General features: G+C 64.8%; 11 protein-coding genes. 4 read left to right on the top strand and 7 right to left on the bottom strand.

Features of this window, described 5'->3' with window-relative positions:
• The first annotated feature begins 22 nt into the window (after positions 1-22).
• Positions 23-2,206, top strand: a complete 2,184-nt coding sequence (gene glgX, locus EPD66_RS08765) for a glycogen debranching protein GlgX (protein ID WP_142848117.1) — start codon at positions 23-25, stop codon at positions 2,204-2,206.
• A gap of 31 nt (positions 2,207-2,237) precedes the next feature.
• Here the strand turns inward: glgX and EPD66_RS08760 are convergent, their stop codons facing one another.
• On the bottom strand, positions 2,238-5,732 hold the full coding sequence (locus EPD66_RS08760) for an AsmA family protein (protein WP_142848116.1): 3,495 nt from the start codon (positions 5,730-5,732) through the stop codon (positions 2,238-2,240).
• Positions 5,733-6,008: 276 nt separating this feature from the next.
• Between EPD66_RS08760 and EPD66_RS08755 the strand changes: the two genes are divergently transcribed.
• On the top strand, positions 6,009-6,803 hold the full coding sequence (locus EPD66_RS08755) for a DUF2189 domain-containing protein (protein ID WP_185961314.1): 795 nt from the start codon (positions 6,009-6,011) through the stop codon (positions 6,801-6,803).
• On the opposite strand, the gene EPD66_RS08750 is transcribed toward EPD66_RS08755, so the two are convergent.
• Together EPD66_RS08750 and EPD66_RS08745 are read right to left on the bottom strand one after the other, a co-directional pair.
• Positions 6,761-7,966, bottom strand: coding sequence for an AI-2E family transporter (locus EPD66_RS08750; RefSeq protein ID WP_142848114.1), 1,206 nt, complete (start codon positions 7,964-7,966; stop codon positions 6,761-6,763). The genes EPD66_RS08755 and EPD66_RS08750 overlap by 43 nt on opposite strands.
• A 96-nt stretch (positions 7,967-8,062) precedes the next feature.
• The gene (locus EPD66_RS08745) at positions 8,063-8,803 is read right to left on the bottom strand and encodes an SDR family NAD(P)-dependent oxidoreductase (protein WP_142848113.1); all 741 of its coding nucleotides are present in this window, start codon (positions 8,801-8,803) and stop codon (positions 8,063-8,065) included.
• Positions 8,804-8,882: 79 nt separating this feature from the next.
• On the opposite strand from EPD66_RS08745, the gene EPD66_RS08740 reads away from it, so the two are divergent.
• A complete protein-coding gene (locus tag EPD66_RS08740) occupies positions 8,883-9,458 on the top strand; it encodes an SOS response-associated peptidase (RefSeq protein ID WP_142848112.1) in 576 nt (191 codons plus the stop codon).
• 6 nt (positions 9,459-9,464) lie between these two features.
• On the opposite strand, the gene EPD66_RS08735 is transcribed toward EPD66_RS08740, so the two are convergent.
• The 3 genes from EPD66_RS08735 to EPD66_RS08725 form a co-directional block, all read right to left on the bottom strand.
• A complete protein-coding gene (locus EPD66_RS08735; protein ID WP_142848111.1) occupies positions 9,465-11,147 on the bottom strand; it encodes a methyl-accepting chemotaxis protein in 1,683 nt (560 codons plus the stop codon).
• Between the two features lie 250 nt (positions 11,148-11,397).
• The gene (locus tag EPD66_RS08730) at positions 11,398-13,080 is read right to left on the bottom strand and encodes a methyl-accepting chemotaxis protein (RefSeq protein WP_142848110.1); all 1,683 of its coding nucleotides are present in this window, start codon (positions 13,078-13,080) and stop codon (positions 11,398-11,400) included.
• A 240-nt stretch (positions 13,081-13,320) separates the two neighbouring features.
• A complete protein-coding gene (locus EPD66_RS08725; protein ID WP_142848109.1) occupies positions 13,321-14,010 on the bottom strand; it encodes an orotate phosphoribosyltransferase in 690 nt (229 codons plus the stop codon).
• A 167-nt stretch (positions 14,011-14,177) separates the two neighbouring features.
• Between EPD66_RS08725 and EPD66_RS08720 the strand changes: the two genes are divergently transcribed.
• On the top strand, positions 14,178-14,960 hold the full coding sequence (locus EPD66_RS08720; protein ID WP_142848108.1) for an enoyl-CoA hydratase/isomerase family protein: 783 nt from the start codon (positions 14,178-14,180) through the stop codon (positions 14,958-14,960).
• Between the two features lie 250 nt (positions 14,961-15,210).
• On the opposite strand, the gene EPD66_RS08715 is transcribed toward EPD66_RS08720, so the two are convergent.
• A complete protein-coding gene (locus EPD66_RS08715) occupies positions 15,211-15,957 on the bottom strand; it encodes a DUF72 domain-containing protein (protein WP_142848107.1) in 747 nt (248 codons plus the stop codon).
• Positions 15,958-15,971: the final 14 nt, after the last annotated feature.

Below are 15,971 nucleotides of genomic sequence, written 5' to 3'. Positions count from 1 at the left end.
GCTTGTCATCTGAGGCATCATCATGAAGCTCGCGAAACCCAACCTTTCCCACTCTTCGCGGATCATGGAAGGCCTACCCTTTCCATTGGGCGCAACCTGGGATGGGCTGGGGGTGAATTTCGCGCTGTTCTCGGCCAATGCGACCAAGGTCGAGCTGTGCCTGTTCGACCAGCAAGGCAAGCGGGAGCTGGAACGGATCGAACTGCCCGAATATACCGATGAGGTCTGGCACGGCTACCTGCCCGACGCGCGTCCCGGCACCGTCTACGGCTATCGTGTCCACGGTCCCTACGAACCGGCGGCGGGGCACCGCTTCAATCCCAACAAGCTGCTGCTCGACCCTTACGCCAAGGCGCTGATCGGTCACCTGCATTGGTCGGACGCGCATTTCGGATATCGTATCGGCTCGTCCAAGGAAGACCTGTCCTTCGATCGCCGGGACAGTGCCGCCGGCATGCCGAAATGCGTGGTCCAGGACCCTGCCTTCACCTGGGGGCGCAGCCGGCGCCCGCGCATCCCCTGGGACCGCCTGATCGTCTACGAGACCCATGTGCGCGGCTATACCATGCGCCATCCCGCCGTGCCGCCCAATCTGCGGGGAACCTTCAGCGGCCTCGCCCAGAAGGATGTGGTGGCCTATCTGCGCGCCCTGGGGATAACCGCTATCGAGTTGCTGCCGATCCATGCCTTCGTCGACGACCGTTACCTGCTGGAAAAGGGGCTGAAGAATTACTGGGGCTATAACAGCATCGGTTTCTTCGCCCCCGATCCGCGCTACATGGCCACGGCCTTCGTCAATGAATTCAAGGAAATGGTCAGCCGCCTGCATGATGCGGGGATCGAGGTCATTCTCGACGTGGTCTACAACCACACCGCCGAAGGCAACGAGCGTGGCCCGACCCTGTCCTTCAAGGGGATCGACAATGCCTCCTATTACCGCCTCATGCCCGACAATCCGCGCTACTACATCAACGATACCGGCACCGGCAACACGCTGAATGTCAGCCATCCCCGCGTCCTGCAGATGGTGACCGATTCCTTGCGCTATTGGGCCACGGAAATGCGGGTGGATGGCTTCCGTTTCGACCTGGCGACGATCCTGGGGCGGGAATGGCACGGCTTCGACCAGGGCGGCGGCTTCCTGGATGCGTGCCGCCAGGACCCGGTCCTGTCGGGTCTGAAGCTGATCGCCGAGCCTTGGGATATCGGTCCCGGCGGCTATCAGGTCGGCGGCTTCCCCCCCGGCTGGGCGGAATGGAACGACCGTTTCCGGGATTCCGTGCGCAGCTATTGGAAGGGCGACGAGGGATATCTGCCCGATTTGGCGGCGCGCCTGACGGGATCGGGAGACTTCTTTAATCGTCGGGGACGCCGCCCCTGGGCCAGCGTCAATTTCATCACCGCCCATGACGGCTTCACGCTGCACGACCTGGTCTCGTACAACGAGAAGCACAACGAGGCCAATGGCGAGGACAACCGCGACGGCCACGACCATAACCGAAGCTGGAACCATGGCGTCGAGGGGCCGACCGACGACCCTGAGATCCGCGCCCTGCGTGAACGCCAGAAGCGCAACCTCCTCGCCACCCTGCTGCTGTCCCAGGGCACGCCGATGATCCTGGCCGGAGACGAATTCGGGCGCACCCAGCAAGGCAACAACAACACCTATTGCCAGGACAACGAGCTGAACTGGATCGACTGGGAAGGGATCGACGACGACGGCTATCGCATGATCGAGTTCGTGCGCCGGGTGATCGCCATCCGCCAGAACTACAATCTGCTGCATCGCGGGCGCTTCCTTACCGGTGCCGTCGATCCCGCCTCGGGCGCCAAGGACGTGCGCTGGCTGACTCCGGCCGGTACCGACATGACCACGGAGCATTGGGAAGATCCTAACGCCCGCTGCATGGGCATGCTGCTGGATGGGCGGGCGCGCGCCACCGGCATCAAGCGCCCCGCCGAGGACACGACCCTGCTGCTGGTCCTGAATGCCCATCACGACGTGGTCGGCTTCACCTTGCCCGAGGTGGAGGGCGGGGAGGCCTGGCGCTGCCTGATCGACACCAATCTGGTCGAAGACGATCCTGCGCAGGAGGACCTGCACCGCCGCCGCTTCATGAGCGGCGAGGAATATCTGGTGACCGGCCGGTCCCTGCTGCTGCTCGAATTGCTGCGGCACAAGCGGGCCAGCGACAGGAGGAGCTGAGGAGAGCGAGGGCTCTCCTCAGTCGATGCCTTTACCGGCCCAGGTCCTGCAGCAGGCCGCGCAGGATCTCTTCCGGGCGGAATTCGTCGGGGCTTTGCGGCTGCTGGGGCTGCTGCTCCGCCTCGGGCGTAGTCTCCGCCTCCGGCTGGGGCGACGGAGAGGGCTGCCCCAGGAGGCCGCGCAGGATGTTGGTGGCGTCACCCTCCGGCGCGCGTTCCAGCAAGGCGCCGATGCCGCGCTGGGCCAGCAGGGCTTGCAGCGCATCCAGGTCGATGTTGCGCCGGGGATTGTCGAGGGGACCGACGAATTGCACGCCGATCGGCGTCTCGCTCAGGGCGGCGAGGCGGATATTGGTGCGCAGGTCCATGGCATATTCCGGCAGACTGATGACCGCGGTGCCCGTCGCGGTGCCGCCTTCCGCGACCAGATGCAGGTTGTCGCTGCGGATCACGCCCTGCGTGGCGGTATAGCTGCCCGAGAGTTCGGAGAATTGGGTGCGTCCGCCCGACAGCGCTTTCTGCACCAGGGTGACCGCCTGTCCCACATTGCGGATATCGCCCAGGGCCTGGCTGACGCCGCCCAGGTCGAAGCCGCTGACCACGCCGTTCCGGACGTTCACGTTGCCCTGGCCCGACAGGCTGGCGACCAGTTCGGCCATGCTGCCTCCGGCTCCGCCCAGACGGAGATCCGCGTCGAGCAGGCCGTCGGTCACTTCCAGCTGCTGGGTGCCCAGGGCGGCATGGGCGACACGGGCATCGGCGACGACCAAGCCGGCCTCGAAGACCGGCTTGTCGCGGGCGGCGGCGCGGGCATTGAGGGTCAGCGTGCCGCCGAACAGGCCTGCCGTGGCCTGCTCGATGAGGGCTTCGCCCTGGCCGATGCGCAGCGGCAGCCGCATATCCTCCAGGCGATAGCGGTCATAGAGCAGGGCCGTGGCGTTGAACAGCAATTCGGCATCGATGTCGCGCAGGAACGAGATGTCCAGCGGATCGGTGGACCAATGCTGTGCCGCCTGGGTCTGCTGTGCGGGTGTCGCGCCTGCCTGGACGCGGATCAGCAGGCCTTCATCCCGGTAGGGCGCCAGGGCGGCGGTGCGTTCGGCGGGCAGGAAGGCATCCAGGTCGACGTCCCCGGCATTCAGTTCGCCCGAGACCGACAGGCGCGGCAGCAGCGACAGGGTTAGGTTCCCGGCGATATTGGCCGGGCCGAGCTTGGTGCGCAGGTCCGACAGGACCATGCTGGCCGGGGTCCCCGCCGCCCGCGTGGTCAGGGCGAAGGAGCCCAAGGTGCCCGAGGGGCGGTATTCGGGCGCGAACAGGCGGATCAGCTGGGTGAAGTTGGAATGGCTGGCCTCCACCGCCAGATCCCAGCGGGGCGCGGTGAAGGGCGCCGCCACCGTCCCATCCATGCGCAGGGTGGCCCCGGCGATCTCGTTGCGGCTCGTCACGAGGATGTTTTCGAGATTGCCGTCCAGCTTGCCGGTCACGGCGATGCTGCCCAGGTCCTCGGGCGGCAGGGGCGGAGTGATGTCGAACATGCGCAGCAGGCGGGCCGGCTGGAGGCTGCGCAGGTCGTAGGCGAAATCGGACAGGGAGAACTCGCCGCCGCCGAAGCCGGAGATGACGCCGCTGAGGCTGAGGCTGCCGCCGGGCAGGGTGGCGATGCCCGCTTCGCGCAGGGTCAGGGTGCCGCGCAGCAGGGTGGCGTCCAGTCCCACCCCTTCCAGGGTAGTGCCGCCATAGGTCACCTGATTGGCGCGGAAGCGGATATTGGCGTCGAAGGCGTTCAGCGCGTCCAGCCCCGCCAGCGGATTGGCCGGGTCCGGCTGTTCGGTTTGTTGCTGGGGCTGCTGCTGCGTCTGCGTCTGTTGTTGCTGCTGTTGTTCGGGCTGGGCCTCGCCGGGCGGCGGCAGATAGGCGTCCAGGGCGACGGTGTCGAGGACGGCATTGATGCCGAAGGCCGGGCGGTCGCCGGTCGTCCGCATGGTTACCGCCCCGCTCAGGCGCGAGGTGTCGAGCTGGATGTCCACCCCGCGCATGGTCACCTCGTCCAGCGTGCCCTGGACCTGACCGCTGAGCGAGAAGCGGCGCAGCCGGTCGGCGGGCACTTGCGAGACATCGACCTCCAGCCATTGCAGCAAGGTGCGCAGATTGTCGGAATTGGCCTCGATGCGGCCGTCCACCACCGCCTGACCGTCGCGGGGCGTCAGTGTGCCGAAGGTGGTGACGTCGGTGCCGCCGGGCAGCGAGGCCGAGGCATTGCGCAGATCCAGGATGCCGTCGGCCAGGGCGGCTTCCACGCGCGCCTGACGGATGGCCGAGCCGCGCCAGATCAGCGCCTCGGCATTCAGTTGCAGGTTCAGGCGCAGATCGCGGGGCAGGGTGAAATCGCCATTCTCCTGCGCTGCGGACGGAGAGGGCGCGGCCGGAGTGCCGTTCCCTGCCGGTTGCTGAGCGGGCGCGGCGGGGTCGGCGGCCAGCCAATGATCAAGGTCGATGCGGTTAAAGGCCAGGGTGACGGCGGTTTCGGTCCGCTCGCCCAATCCCACCGAGACGGCCCCCGTTCCCTGGGTGTCGCCCAACGACAGGACGATATCGTTCAGTGCGGCTTCCTGGTCGGTGGCATGGACCGCGCCGTTCAGGCTGTAGGCGGCAGCCAGCGGCGCGGGCAGGTCGGCCTGGAGGCCGAGCCCGGCCAGGGTGGCGCGCAGATCGTTGCCGGTGACGGCCAACTTGCCCTGGACCAGCGGTGCCGGGAGGTTGGTCTGGAGATTGCCGGTGAAGGCGGCGGTGGCGTTGTGGTGGGGCAGGCTGAGTTCGGCCTGGAGGGGCGCCGCCCGCTCGCCCAGGCGGCCGAGCGACCCGCTGAAGCGCACCGTCTCGTTCTGCCAAGCCAGCGAACCGTCGGCGCTGAAGGGGCCGGACAGACTGTTCATGGACAGGATGGCGTCGATATTCCCGGCGCTGGTCTCGCTGCCGTCGGGGCCGCGATAGATGACGCGGCCATTCTCGATCATCACCCGTTCCAGGGTGACGCGCACGCCTTCGTCCTGCCGGGCGGGTGCGGCCTGGGAATCGGGGCGGGGCTGGCCCTCGGCGGGCGGGACATCCCCGGCGGCGCGGTCGGTCCCGTTCTCGGGCGGCGAGAAGTCCCAGTTGACGCGGCCGTCCGCCAGCTGCTCCAGCCGGACCAGGGGATTGACCAGGACCAGGCTTTCCACTTCCACATCGCCCCGCAGCAGGGGCAGGGCCGACAGGCGCAGGCGCAGCGCCTCCACCGTCGCCATGTCGGGATGGGAGGCGCCGGGGATGTTGGCCAGCCGTACCTGATCGGCGGAGAGGGCCGGAGAGGGGATCAGCCGCAGCGAAAGATCGCCTTCGATGGCGACTTCCCGGCCCAGTGTCTGTTCCAGTTGAGCGGTAATGTCATCCTTGTAGCGGTTCCAGTCGATGAAGCTGGGCAGGGCCAGCAGCACCAGAGCCAGGACAATGATGACGGCGACAGCGATAATGGCGACTTTCTTCACGTCTTTTCTTCTTCCTGCTGCGCTTTAGGCGCCCGTTCTGTCCGGCGAGTTTAGGCGGCGTTCTTCTCTGGAGCAAACTGCAATGTGGCAGAGTTCCCGGCCCTAAAGCGGTGCGGTTTATGTCGCATCGTCTAGGCCGCCTTTCCAGCCCATTTCCGGCCCGGTCGAGGGCGGTTCTACCCCATGTGCCGGAGGTTCCGAAGGGCGTAACCCCCGTTGATGATACCGGATGGCGGCCCACGTACTCTCTTGGAGACAACTCAAGCGAGATTGATCATGATGACGAGCCGTACCGCCAGCGATACGGTGCCCGCCCGTATTCACGATGTCAGATGGTTCGCCCCGTTGGGTTGGCTGTGGTTGGGCTGGCAGGACCTGCGCCGCGCGCCGCGTATCAGCCTGACCTATGGCGCCGCCTTCGTCATGCTGGGCTACATGATGATCGCCGGGCTGGAGGCGGCGGGTCTGGGCTATATGTGGCCCAGCCTGATGGTCGGTTTCCTGATCATCGGCCCCTCCCTGGCCGTCGGCCTGTACGAGATCAGCCGCAAGCTGGAATGGGGCCGCAGCATCGAATTCGACGAGGCCAGCGCCGCGTGGCGCAAGAATGCCACCCAGATCGCCCTGATGGGCGTGCTGCTGGTGATCTTCTTCCTGATGTGGCTGGTGATGCAGTTCCTGGTCCTGGCGCTGTTCCTGGGGGATTCCCCGCCGCCGCCCGACCGGGTGCTGGAAGGCATTCTCGAACATCCGTCAGCCGTGCCTTTCCTGATGGCCAGTATTGTCCTGGGACTGGGCACCTTCGCCTTCGTCTTCAGCGTCTCGGCCATGGCCTTGCCCATGCTGATGCATTTAGAAGTCGATATCGCGCGCGCCATCGCCACCAGCGTCGTGACGGTCGTGCGCAATCCGCTGACCATGGGATTTTGGGCCATCATCATCGGCCTTTTGGTGACGGCGGGCTTCGCTACCTTCACGCTGGGGCTGGTGGTGGTCATGCCGCTGATCGGCCACGCCTCCTGGCATGCCTATCGTTCCCTGGTCGAGCCGGAAGGCTTGCGCGCGGCCTGAGACGCGGCGCGGGGAGGCTCGTTTTCCTGCTTGCCCAGCAGGACCGAGACCTGGCGCAGGGCCTGGACATGCTCGGTGATGATCTTGATCACCACCAGCAGCGGCACGGCCAGCAAGGCTCCGGCGATTCCCCACATCCATCCCCAGAAGACCAGCGACAGGGCGACCAGGGCAGGCGTCAGGGTCAGGCGCCGCCCCACCGTCGCCGGGGTGATGATATTGGCCTCCAAATTGGTCAGCACGATGAAGGCCAGGGGCGGCAGCAGGATGCGGATGATCTCGTCGAAGCTCATCAGCGCCACCAGCGCCAGGATCACCACCGTGAGCATCGCCCCCAGATAGGGAATGAAGTTCAGGATTCCTGCCAGGGCCCCCCAGAGCAGGGCATTGGGCAGGCCCAGCAGCCACATGACCAGGGCCGTCACCAGCCCCAGCCCCAGATTGATCAGGGCGATGGTGCCCAAATAGGCCGAGATGTCCTCCTGCATCCGGTGGGCGAAGCTGACCGCCTGGCGTTTGGAGGTGCCGTCTTCCTGGGCGCGGACGAAGCGGCGCAGGAAGGTGTCGCCGGTGGCGAGCATGAAATAGAGCAGAACCAGGACGATGCCGGTCTGGGCCAGCAGGGCGGCGGTGTTGACCACGAAGAACTGGCCGATGTCGAATTCCTGGACGCTGACCCGCACCTGGTCCTCGCCCTCCTCGGCGCCCATTTCGGTCAGGCGCTCGATTTCCTCGCGGGCCTGCTGCAGGGTCTCGAAGGGACGGCGCAGATTTTCGGCGATGCGTTCCATCCGCTCCATGCCTTCGGGGATGCGGCCGGCCCAATCCACGGCGGGTGCGGCCAGCAGCGCCAGTCCCATCATCATGGCGATGAACAGCCCCAGCAGGACGAGCGCCGCCCCCAGCCATTCGGGAATGCGCAAGCGCTTCAGCTTGCGGACCAAAGGCGAGAGCAGCAGGCTCAGGAAGATGGCGATCAGGATCGGCACCGCCACCGCGCGGGCGATATAGAGGCTCCACAGCAGCATCAGGATCAGGATGCACAGCAGGACCAATGTCTGGCTGTGCATGGTGCCGGGCAGCAGGGACGCCAGACGTTCGACGGGCTCCTCGTCTTCGGTGTCTTCCGAAGAGGGGGCGGGCGTGTTCTTTTCGGTGTTCATCACCGTCCAAGATAGTGTCGCCCTTTGCGGTCCCCGCTGGTGCGAAGGTAGCCCCGCCTAAAGAAGAAGAGTGCTCCGTCTAAAGAAGCAGCCGGGTCAGTACAGGTGCTGGCCCCCGGTGACGAAAATCTCGGTGCCGGTGACATAGGCGAAGTCGTCGCCGCACAGGCGGAAGATGGTGCCGGCCACGTCCTCGACCGTACCCATGCGTTCCAGCGGGATACGCGGCACCAGGGCTTCGTATTCCTCGGACACCATCTCGGTCTTGATCTCGCCCGGTGCCACGGCATTGACCCGCACGCCCAGCTGGGCCATCTCGACCGCCATTTCGCGTGTCAGGCCCGACAGCGCCGCCTTCGAGCAGGAATAGGCCGAACCGGCGAAGGGATGGACGTAATGCCCGGCGATGGAGGTGACGTTGACGATCGCCCCGCGCCCCTTGTGCAGGGCCGAGGCGAAGCCGCGTGCCAGCTTCAGCGGGGCGAAGAAATTCAGTTCGAAGACCCGGTGCCAGCCGTCGATGGAGCCGTTGAGCACGCCCAGGCGTTCCTTGAACGGCGTCTTGGGCGAGACCCCGGCATTATTGACCAAGGCATGGAGCGGCCCGCCGTCCAGGATGCGGTTAGCTTCGCGGACGAAGGCGTCCAGGCTGGCCGGATCGGCAAGGTCGGTGACGATGTGATGGGTCCAGTTGGGATCGCGGCGGCAATGGGCGGGCACCTCTTCGCGCGAGCAGGTGATGACCTGCCAGCCTTCGGCCATGAACCGCCCCACCGTGGCATGACCGATGCCGCGGCTGGCGCCTGTCAGGATAACCGTCTTGCGTGTCTCGCTCATGGGCAAGACGTTACGCCAAGAGGGAGCATCCGACAATCGCGCCGATGACGTCATAGGGCGGCTGGGGTAGAGTTCCGCCATGTGCTCGCGCTTCGAACTCGACGCTCCGCTTGAAGAGATAGCCGCCCGTTTCGGCATCACCGTGCCGCCGGGCTGGCAGCCGCCCGGCCTGCGCCGCCCCACCGACACCTGCCTGCTCGTCGGGCCGGAGGGGGGAATGCTCAGGCCCTGGGGCATGGCGGTGGACTGGGACCGGAAGCCGCTGATCAATGCCCGGGCGGAAAGCCTGACCACACGCTCCACCTTCCGCCCGCTGCTGAACCAGCCGGGCAGCCGCATTCTCGTGCCCGCCACGCGCTGGTACGAATGGCGCAAGGAGGGGAACGCCCGCCACCGCAACCTCATCCGCGCCCTGGGCGGCGTCTTCGCCTTCGCCGGATTGCTGCGCGCCGACGGCTTCGTCATCGTCACCTGTCCGCCGACATCCCGGCTGGCCGCCATCCACAACCGCATGCCGGTGGTGTTGACGCCCGAAGGAGCGGCGGACTGGCTCGATTCCGGCCTGTCCTTCCCGCAGGTGGCGGGGCATCTGCGCCCCTATGAGGGTGAGCTGGAGGCCGTGGAAGACCGGCCAGCCCAGCCCAGCCTGTTCTGATTTTCCTTACGATGCGCGGATATGGGCGATGAATTTCTCCACGTCCGCGTTCAGGCGTTCGGATTGTTCCGCAAGCTGACGTGCCGACATCAGGACCTGGGTGGAGGCGCTTCCGGTTTCGGCGGACGCCTGGGTGACGCGGACGATGCTGGTGGAGACCTCTCCGACTCCGGTTGAGGCCTCCTGGACGTTGCGGGCGATTTCGCGGGTCGCGGCGTCCTGTTCCTCGACCGCCGAGGAAATGGCCGTGGTGATCTCGCTGATCTGGTTGATGGTGGCGGAGATGCTGCGGATCGCGTCGACCGCCTCCTGGGTCGCGTTCTGGACGCCGCCGATCTGCTGGGCGATCTCGTCGGTGGCGCGGGCGGTCTGGTTGGCGAGGCTTTTCACCTCGTTCGCCACGACGGCGAAGCCCTTGCCGGCATCCCCGGCGCGGGCCGCCTCAATGGTGGCGTTCAGCGCCAGCAGGTTGGTCTGGCTGGCGATGTCGTTGATCAGGTTGATGACCTCGCCGATCTTCTGCACCGCGCCGCCCAGCCGGTTGACCAGCTCGTTGACGCGGCCGGCTTCGTTGACGGCAAGGCTGGCGACCTCGGCCGACTGGTTGACCTGACGGCCGATCTCCTGGATCGAGGCGGACAATTCGTTGGTCGCCGAAGCCACCGTCTGCACGTTGACGGAGGCCTGTTCCGAGGCGGCGGCGACGGTGGCGGCCTGTTGCTGGGTCTCGCTGGCGCCGTTGGACAGGCTCTGGGCGGAGCTTTCCAGTTCGACCGATTGCGAGGCGACGAACTGGACGATGCCGCTGACGCTGCTTTCGAAATTGTCGGCGAGGTCGTTCAGCGTCTTTTTCTGCAACTCCTCCGCCCGCCTTTTCTGCTCTTCAGCCTCGGCTTCCATCTGGCGGTTGCGGATCATGTTCTGCTTGAAGACCAGCACCGCCTTGGCCATCTCGCCGATTTCGTCCCGGCGTTCGGTGGCAGGGATGTCGGCGGCCAAGTCGCCATGGGCCAGCCTGCTCATGCTGGCCGACATGCGCTGGATCTGCATGCTCACGCCCTTGATCATGAAGAGGGCGGCAAGCAGGGCGAGGATCACGGCAAGGCCGGCGACGGCGAGAAGCAGGGTCTTGCCTTGTTCGTAGATGCGGTTGCCCTGCGCGCTGGCCGCCATCGCGGCCTGGCGGTTGATCTCGACCAGATTGTGCAGCCTTTCCCGGGTCTGGTCGAAGAGTTCCCGGCTCTTGCCGTGATAGATCTCGTCCGCGGCGATCTTCTCGTTATTGGCCGAGATGGGGATCATCTCTTCATTGGTGAGAAGATATTGTCCCCAGCTTTCGGCGAAGGCGTCATACATCGCCCGTTCTTGTTCCGAGGCGATCAGGCGCTCGTATCGTTGCCGGGTCTCCTCCATCTCCTGCCGGAGCTTCTGGAGCTCCTGCTCGGCGAGCCGCATCTTCTCGTCTTCGATCGTGAGGATGTGGTCTGCCTCGATAAGGCGGAAGTCCGAGGTCAGCCTGTTGAGCTCGCCCGTCAGCACCGCCGAGGGCATGATGTTGTGCTCGATGGTCGTGGTCAGGTTGTTGACGGCAGAAAGCCTGTCGGTGGCGAAGAAGCCCTGGCCGACAGTAATCAGGATCAAGACGGCAAAAGCCGCAAGAACCTTGGCCCGAATAGAGACCGAGGGCATCGGATATAGCCTCCCTGTTTAGTATGTTTTTCGGTGAGGCTATCAAAGGCGGTGTTGGCGGGCAATGCCTTCTTTCCGAGGGGAAGAAGAGTGAAATCCTGGGAATTTTATTATTTTCACGATGCGAAATTTTTATTCTCTTCGCATTGTGCTTTTCTGGACTTGGCCTGAAGAAAAAAACGCCCTGCCTCGGGGAATCCGAGGCAGGGCGTCCAATCTCCGCGCGGCTTAGGGGCCGTTCAGGATCCGGTCAGGCCGTCCGGATATGGCTGATGAAGGTATCGACATCGCTGCGCAGGCGTTCGGATTGTTCGGCCAGCTGGCGGGCCGACATCAGGACCTGCGAGGAGGCGCTGCCGGTTTCGGCGGACGCCTGGGTGACGCCGATGATGTTGGAGGAGACTTCACCGACGCCGGTCGAGGCTTCCTGGACGTTGCGGGCGATTTCGCGGGTCGCGGCATCCTGTTCCTCGACCGCCGAGGAAATGGCCGTGGCGATCTCGCTGATCTGGCGGATCGTCTGGCCGATGCCCTGGATGGCTTCCACCGCTTCGCGCGTGGCGCCCTGGACGCCGCCGATCTGCTGGGCGATTTCCTCGGTGGCGCGCGAGGTCTGGTTGGCGAGGCTCTTCACCTCGTTGGCGACGACGGCGAAGCCCTTGCCGGCGTCACCGGCACGCGCCGCCTCGATGGTGGCGTTCAGCGCCAGCAGGTTGGTCTGGCTGGCGATGTCGGTGATCAGGTTGACGACATCGTCGATCTTCTGCACCGCATTGCCCAGACGGTTGACGAGGTCGTTGACGCGGGTGGCTTCGTTGACGGCCTGGGTGGCGACAGCGGCCGACTGGTTCACCTGGCGGCCGATTTCCTGGATCGAGGCGGACAATTCGTTGGTCGCCGAGGCCACGGTCTGGACATTGGCCGACGCCTGTTCGGACGCCGTGGCGACATTGTTCGCCTGCTGCTGTGTTTCTTCGGCTCCGGCGGCGAGACTCTGGGCCGAGGCTTCCAGTTCGGTGGACTGCGAGGAAACGATCTGGACGACGCCGCTGACGCTGGCTTCGAAGCGGTCGGCCAGGGCGTTCATGGCCGCCTTCTGCTGTTCTGCGGCGCGGCGTTCCTGCTCTTCCGCTTCGGCTTCCATCTGGCGGTTGCGGATCATGTTCTCCTTGAAGACCTGAACCGCCTTGGCCATCTGGCCGATTTCGTCATGGCGGCCCTGGCCGGGCACGTCGGCCGTCAGGTCGCCTTCGGCCAGCAAGTTCATCGCCCCGGACATGCGGGTGATCTGCATCGTCACGCCACGGATGATGAACAGGCCGGCACCGACGGCCACCAGGGTGGCGATGATGCCGAAGACAGTCAGCAGAAGGTTGGATTCGCTATAGATCTCGTTGCCGCGTACGTCGGCCAGCCGGGCGCCTTCGCGGTTGAGTTCGATGATGTTGTCCAGAAGGTTGCTGACTTCGCCGAACAGGGCCAGGTTGGTTTCGGTATAGAGACGGGCGGCGGCGGTATAATCCTCGGGATTGTATACCGCCTTCATCTGCTCGCTGGCGGTGAGATAGCGTGTCCAGGCCTGGGCGAAGGCATCGTATTCCCGTCGTTCCTGGGCCGAGGAGATGAGCGGCTCATACTGCAGTTGGGTTTCGTTGATCTCTTTCCGGAACTGGGCCATGTCCCGTTCCGCTTGCTGCCGGATCGAGGTCTGGGGAGAGAAGATGCTCTGCGCCTCGGCCATCCGGTATTCCCCGATCGAGGAGGAAAGCTGCCCGATCAGCACCGTGGAACGCATCCAGTTGGTGCGGATCTCCTGGCTCAGGGCGTTGACGGCGGAGAGGCGGTCTGCGGAGAAGAAACCTTGCCCAATGACCAGGGCAATTAACACCGCAAAAGTTATAAGGGTTTTCTTACCAATGGACATATTGAGCATAGGGATATCCTCCAAAAGTCATAGGCGGAGGCTAGCAACTGCACCATTTATTGGCAAATGCAATCCCTATTCGTGGCGGTTTCTGTCACATTTCGCCTCTTTTAGTTACTTTAGTAAACTGCTGGATGAATTTTTGTTGAATAAATATCATCTAATGGTTGTTATTTTTGGCATGAAAAAACCCGCCTGCGCGGTTATTCGCAGGCGGGTTCTTCGGGAAATAGGCGTCCGGGGGCTTGCTTAAGCGCTCTTGCCCCCATGCATGCTCGACCACTGGACTGGGTCATGCAGGAACTTGCGGACCTCGTCCAGGGTGGGCTTGTCGAAATAGCCGTCGCGTTCGGCCACTTCCAGCACGTCCCACCAATTGGCGAGATAGGTCATGCGCACGCCGATCTCTTCCAGCGACTTCAGGGCACCGGGGAAGACGCCGTAGAAGAAGACGACAAAGGCATGGTTGACGGTGGCGCCGGCTTCACGCAGGGCGTTGCAGAAATTGACCTTGCTGGCACCGTCGGAGGCCAAGTCCTCGACCAGGACCACGCGGTCGCCTTCCTTGAAGCTGCCTTCGATCTGGGCCATGCGGCCGAAGCCCTTGGGCTTCTTGCGCACATAGAGCATGGGCAGGGCCAGCTGCTCGGAGATCCAGGCCGCATAGGGGATGCCCGCCGTCTCGCCGCCGGCGATGGCGTCGATGGATTCGAAACCGGCTTCCCGGGTGATGGCATGCGAGGCCAGTTCGCTGATCTTGCGACGGGCACGCGGGAAGGAGATCACCTTGCGGCAGTCGATATAGACCGGGCTGGCCCAGCCCGAGGTCAGCATGTAAGGGTCTTCGGGCCGGAAATTCACGGCCTCGATCTCGAGCAGGATCTTGGCGGTGGTCAGGGCCGCAAGCTTCTGCTCGGGCGTGCGCGAAACGGATTTCATATGGTCTTCCCCTTCTCCTGGGCCTGAAGGCGCTGTCTTTAAGGGGAAACGGCGGCGGGCACAATTCCCCATTGCCGCGACATCATGTAGCATCGCTGCCGGCGGCCTGGGTATAGCCAGGAATTGCCAAGAATTGCAAGGCCCCGGGAGGGCAAAAGAGAGGCAGCATGACGGATGTCGTCCAGATGAGGCGTGGCGAAGGGGGAATCGCCACGGTGGTCGTCAATCGCCCGGACAGGATGAACGCGCTCAACAAGGCCGTCTGGGTGGGACTGGCCGAAGCGTTCGAGGCCCTGGCCGCCGATCCTGCCGTGCGGGTGGTGGTGCTGCGCGGAGCGGGGGAAAAAGCCTTCGCGCCCGGCGCCGATATCGATGAATTCGAGACCGAACGCGCCGACGCCGCCCAGGCCAAGGCCTATGATGTCATCATGCGCCGCGCCCTGGACGCCGTGCGGACTTGCCCGCATCCGACCATCGCCATGATTTATGGCCCCTGCGTCGGCGGCGGGCTGGAACTCGCCTGCATGTGCGATCTGCGCATCGCGGGCGAATCGGGGCGTTTCGGCGTGCCCATCAACCGCATCTCCGTGGTCATGGCCTATCCCGAGATCGCCGCGATTCAACGCCTAGTGGGGTCGGCGCGGGCCAAGGAAATCCTGCTCGAAGGCCGCGTCTTCGATGCCGCCGAGGCATTGCAGAAGGGCCTGCTGACCCGTGTCGTCCCCGATGAGGCCCTGGCCGAGGAGGTGCAGGCTACGGCCCGGCGCATTGCCGCCGGCGCGCCTTTGGCCAATCGTTGGCACAAGGCCTTCGTCGACCGTCTCTGCGATTCCGCGCCGATCACGGAGAGCGAACTGGACGAATGCTACGACTTCCTCTCCACCCGCGATTACCGCGAAGGCCTGGCCGCCTTTCACGCCAAGCGCAAGCCGGATTTCACGGGCGAGTGAGGGGCGGAAGGCCTGAGCGCGCATGCTTCGGGGGCTCATCCCTGGCCCGCCTCGCCCTTCGAGACGGCCGTTCCGCGGCCTCCTCAGGGTGAGGCTAATTTCTTGTTTTATTTCAAACAGATGGCTCTCATGCTGAGGAGCCCCGCAGGGGCGTCTCGAAGCATGAATACGTGCCCTGCGCTTGCATCTCGCAGGGTGGGCGGGCCACAAGCTTCGCGGGACGTTCTTCCGTGGAAATGACGGAAAGGGCTCATTCCCGTTCCACCAGCCCCATCAGGGCTTGCGCGTCATAGGGGGCCTGGCCGTCGCGGTCGGTGTCGAAATAGACGTGCAGGTCCCGGCCTTCGTCGTGCCAGTTGCGCAGGGCGGCGGCCAGACTCTCCAGGTTCCGTTCCGGCGGTCGCGGCCTGGCGGGATCGCCCTGGATGCGCAGATAGACCAGATCGGTGGTAACGGCATCCCAGCAGGGCCATTCGGCCTCGCGGGTCTGGCAATTGGCGATTCCAGCCTGTTCCAGCAATCGGACGGTTTCCGCGCAGAACCAGCTGTCATGGCGGAATTCGATGGCGTGGCGGATGCCGGGCCAGGACCGTTCCAGCATGCGCACGAAATCCGTCAGCCGTGCCGTGTCCTTGGTCAGGTTCTGGGGCAATTGCCACAGGACCACCTCGGCCAGGCCGCCCAGGGGCGTGAAGCTCTGGCGCTGGCGCCGGATCAGATCCTCCACGCCGTCAAGGCGCCGGACATGGGTAATGAAGCGATGTCCCTTGGCGGCGAAGCCGAAGCGGCCCGCCCGTTTCTCGGCGGGTACCGACTCGGCCCAGCCCTGCACCATTTCCGCTTTCATGAAGCGGAAGAAGGTGGCGTTGATTTCCAGTCCGGAAAAATGCCGGGCGGCATGGCTCAGCCATTGGCGTTGCGGCACGGAGGCATAGAATCTCCGACGCCAGGCCGGATAGTTCCAGCCGCTGATGCCGATCCGGATCTTGCGGCCCATACAGGCTGTGTGGT

This window comes from Telmatospirillum sp. J64-1, assembly GCF_006980715.1.
GTDB lineage: Bacteria > Pseudomonadota > Alphaproteobacteria > Rhodospirillales > Magnetospirillaceae > Oleiliquidispirillum > Oleiliquidispirillum nitrogeniifigens.
Note: the sequence above shows the minus strand (reverse complement) of the source record. Positions and strands in the feature narration are given on the sequence as shown.